Source organism: Parasphingorhabdus sp. (assembly GCF_036963705.1).
GTDB lineage: Bacteria > Pseudomonadota > Alphaproteobacteria > Sphingomonadales > Sphingomonadaceae > Parasphingorhabdus.
In genome coordinates this window covers 1-2962 of sequence record NZ_JBALUT010000136.1, presented here as the reverse complement: position 1 = coordinate 2962, position 2962 = coordinate 1, and the positions used below count along the sequence as shown (strand labels likewise).

3 protein-coding genes are annotated in these 2962 nt (G+C 56.6%); all 3 read right to left on the bottom strand.

Annotated elements, in window-relative coordinates:
* Window positions 1-196: hypothetical protein (locus V7680_RS15335; RefSeq protein WP_335654125.1), on the bottom strand; the 196-nt coding region annotated here is incomplete at its 3' end.
* Window positions 196-1860 (bottom strand): DNA repair protein RecN, encoded by a 1665-nt coding sequence (gene recN, locus V7680_RS15330; RefSeq protein ID WP_335654124.1) that lies wholly within the window; start codon window positions 1858-1860, stop codon window positions 196-198. The genes V7680_RS15335 and recN, both read right to left, overlap by 1 nt.
* Window positions 1861-1917: 57 nt before the next feature.
* A complete protein-coding gene (locus tag V7680_RS15325) occupies window positions 1918-2700 on the bottom strand; it encodes an outer membrane protein assembly factor BamD (protein WP_335654123.1) in 783 nt (260 codons plus the stop codon).
* Window positions 2701-2962: the final 262 nt, after the last annotated feature.

The window sequence follows — 2962 nt, the reverse complement described above, 5'->3', positions numbered from 1 at the left end:
CTGAGAGCAGCAAAATTGCTAGTCCCAAAATCATCCAGATCAAATCTGCAAAATGTGCGCCACCAGTGAATTTGGACAGCAAATACCACGGGCCAATATATTGTGGAAGAGCGAAATAAGCACCAATCAAAATCGGAATTATTACCCAACCAATGACAAGGACAGTCCGCTTTTCACTGCTATTCTCGGCACCCATCAAACCCCCTCCAGCAACCGATCCGCCTGCGCCCTGGCCTCATCCGTCACATCCGCACCCGACAGCATCCGCGCAATCTCCTGCCGCCGGCCTTCATTGTCCAACGCGCGGACATCGGTGCGCGATACGGTGCCGCTGAGCGACTTGTTGATCAGCATATGCGCGTCGCCCTTGGAGGCGACTTGCGGGCTGTGGGTGACGACCAGCAGCTGCGCGCCGCTCGACAGACGTGACAGGCGGTCGCCGATTGCCGAGGCCACCGCGCCGCCGACGCCGCGGTCGACTTCGTCGAAAATAATGGTTTTCAGACCATATTCTTCCGCCAAAGCGACCTTTAGGGCCAGAATGAACCGCGAAAGTTCACCACCCGACGCGATCTTGCCCAAAGGTGCCAGGGGGGCACCCGGGTTGGTCGAGATCAAAAACTCGATCCGGTCCATTCCGCCTTTATTCCAATGCTCTTCAGATAATTCTTCAAGCAAAGTCTCAAATCTGGCTGCATCCAGCTTAAGCGGCGCCAATTCACCGGCAACCGCTTTATCGAGCGCCTTGGCCGCTTTGCTTCGCTTCGCTCTCAACGCTTCCGCTGCCGCAATGTAGGATTTTTTGGCACCCGCCAAAGATGCTTCCAAGTCTTCCAGTGACCTGCCGCCATCACTGATCGCCGCCAGCTTGTTTTGCAGTTCACTAAGCAGTTCCGAAAGCTTGCCCGGCTCGACCCGATGCTTGCGCGCCAAGCCCCTGAGATCGAACAGCCGGGTCTCCATATCGTCGAGTCGCTGCGGGTCGAAGCTCAGCGCAGCGGCCGCTTCATGCAGCTTGTCCTCGGCTTCGCTGGCGTCGATAATCGAGCGGTCGAGCGCCTCCAGCGCTTCCGCGAGCAAAGGGTGATCGTCGGAAATCATATCGAGCCGCCGCGCCGCCGCCCGCAGCGAGGCCAGCCCGCCGTTGGAACCGTCAAAGGCAGAACGGATCGCCTCGAGATCGCCGGTCAGCTTCTCGCCCTTCATCATCGTCGCCCGGTCGAGAGCCAGCTCTTCTTCCTCGCCCGGTTGCGGCGCAAATTTGGAGAGTTCGGCAACACTATGTTCAAGATATTCCCGATCCTGCTCGGCGGCATCCTGATCCTGCTTTGCCTGCTCCAGCGCCGTTTTCGCGGACTGCCACGCGTCGAACGCGTCGCGGACCAAATTGCCTTCAACACCGGCAAAAGCATCGAGCAAAGCCCTATGTCCCTTGGGATTGATCAAGCCGCGATCATCATGCTGGCCGTGAATTTCAATGAGCTGTCCACCAACCGAGCGAAGCAGGGTCGCCGAACAAGGTTGGTCGTTGATGAAGGCGCGGCTGCCGCCATCGGCCTTGACCGACCGCTTGATGATCAGCGGTTCGCCTGGTTCAATTTCAATGTCATTTTCTGTGAGCATTGCGGCCAGTTTGCTGCCCTTGATGGGTGACGCAAAACTGGCGGTAACTTGAGCTTTTTCTGTGCCCTGACGGACCAGACCGCTATCGGCCCGATTGCCAAGAGCCAGACCGAGACTGTCGAGCAGGATCGATTTACCCGCACCGGTCTCACCAGTCAGCACAGTCAGACCCGACCCGAATTCCAGGTCGAGCGCCTCGATTAGAACGATATCGCGGATGGAAAGGGACTGCAGCACAATACCCTCTTAAAACACGTTTACTCTAGCTGCAACGCCTTGCAGCGACATGAGATTCTAAGTGGCCCCGTGCTTGTTGACGAGATCGAAAGCGCGTTCATACCATTTGGTACCCGGATAGTTGGCACCCAGCACGGCGGCGGTTTTCTTCGCTTCGGTCGGAACGCCAAGAGCAAGATAGGATTCGGTCAACCGCATCAGCGCTTCAGGCGTATGGGTAGTGGTCTGGTATTTCTCGATCACCGTGCGGAACCGGATGGTGGCCGCGAGCCATTTGCCACGACGCTGGTAGAAGCGGCCGATTTCCATTTCCTTGCCGGCCAGATGGTCGTTGACCAGATCCATTTTCAGCTGGGCATCGGCAGAATAACGGGAATTGGGATAGCGGCGGGCAACCTCGCCGAGCGACGCCAGCGCCTGTTCGGTGATCTTCTGGTCACGGGTTACATCGCTGATCTGCTCATAATAGCAGAGCGCGATCAGATAGTAAGCATATGGCGCGTCCTTGTTACCCGGATGGATCGATAGGAAGCGGCGGGATGATTCTATCGCCTTGTTATAATCCGCAGCCAGATAATAGCTGAATGCGCTCATCTGCTGTGCGCGCCGAGCCCAGGGTGAATAGGGATGCTGGCGTTCGACTTCATCGAACAGCGCGGCGGCTATCTGATACTGGCCGCCGTCAAGGCGCGTTTTTGCCGCATTGTAGAGCGTATCGACGTCGCGGGCGACGTAACGAGTATCGGCGCCACTGCCGCCACTGCCGCCAAGCAGCGCGCAACCGGAAAGCATCGAAGCGGAGAGACCCAATACGGCCCATTTGATAATGTGTTTTGTCATATGGCAGACCTCTTAACCGCTTGTTTTCATCCAGCCAAGAATAAAGCAAAAAAACCGCTGGAGGAGATGGACCTTCCCTGTTCTCTCCAAGCTTTACCTGACATTAATCCGGCTACGTGGTTGGCAATATAGCACATAAAAAAGGCCCGGATCGCTCCGGGCCTTTTTCTAAAACTATTTTGCGATATTCTAGTCTTCGGTGATCGAAGCAGGCAATGGAATGTCGCCGCCTTCATCCTTTGGACCGTCATTGTTCCGGCCA

What these genes read in the sequence shown, in the direction of transcription:
- V7680_RS15325 (WP_335654123.1), bottom strand. Translation starts at nt 2,700, where the DNA reads ATGACAAAACACATTATCAAATGGGCCGTATTGGGTCTCTCCGCTTCG.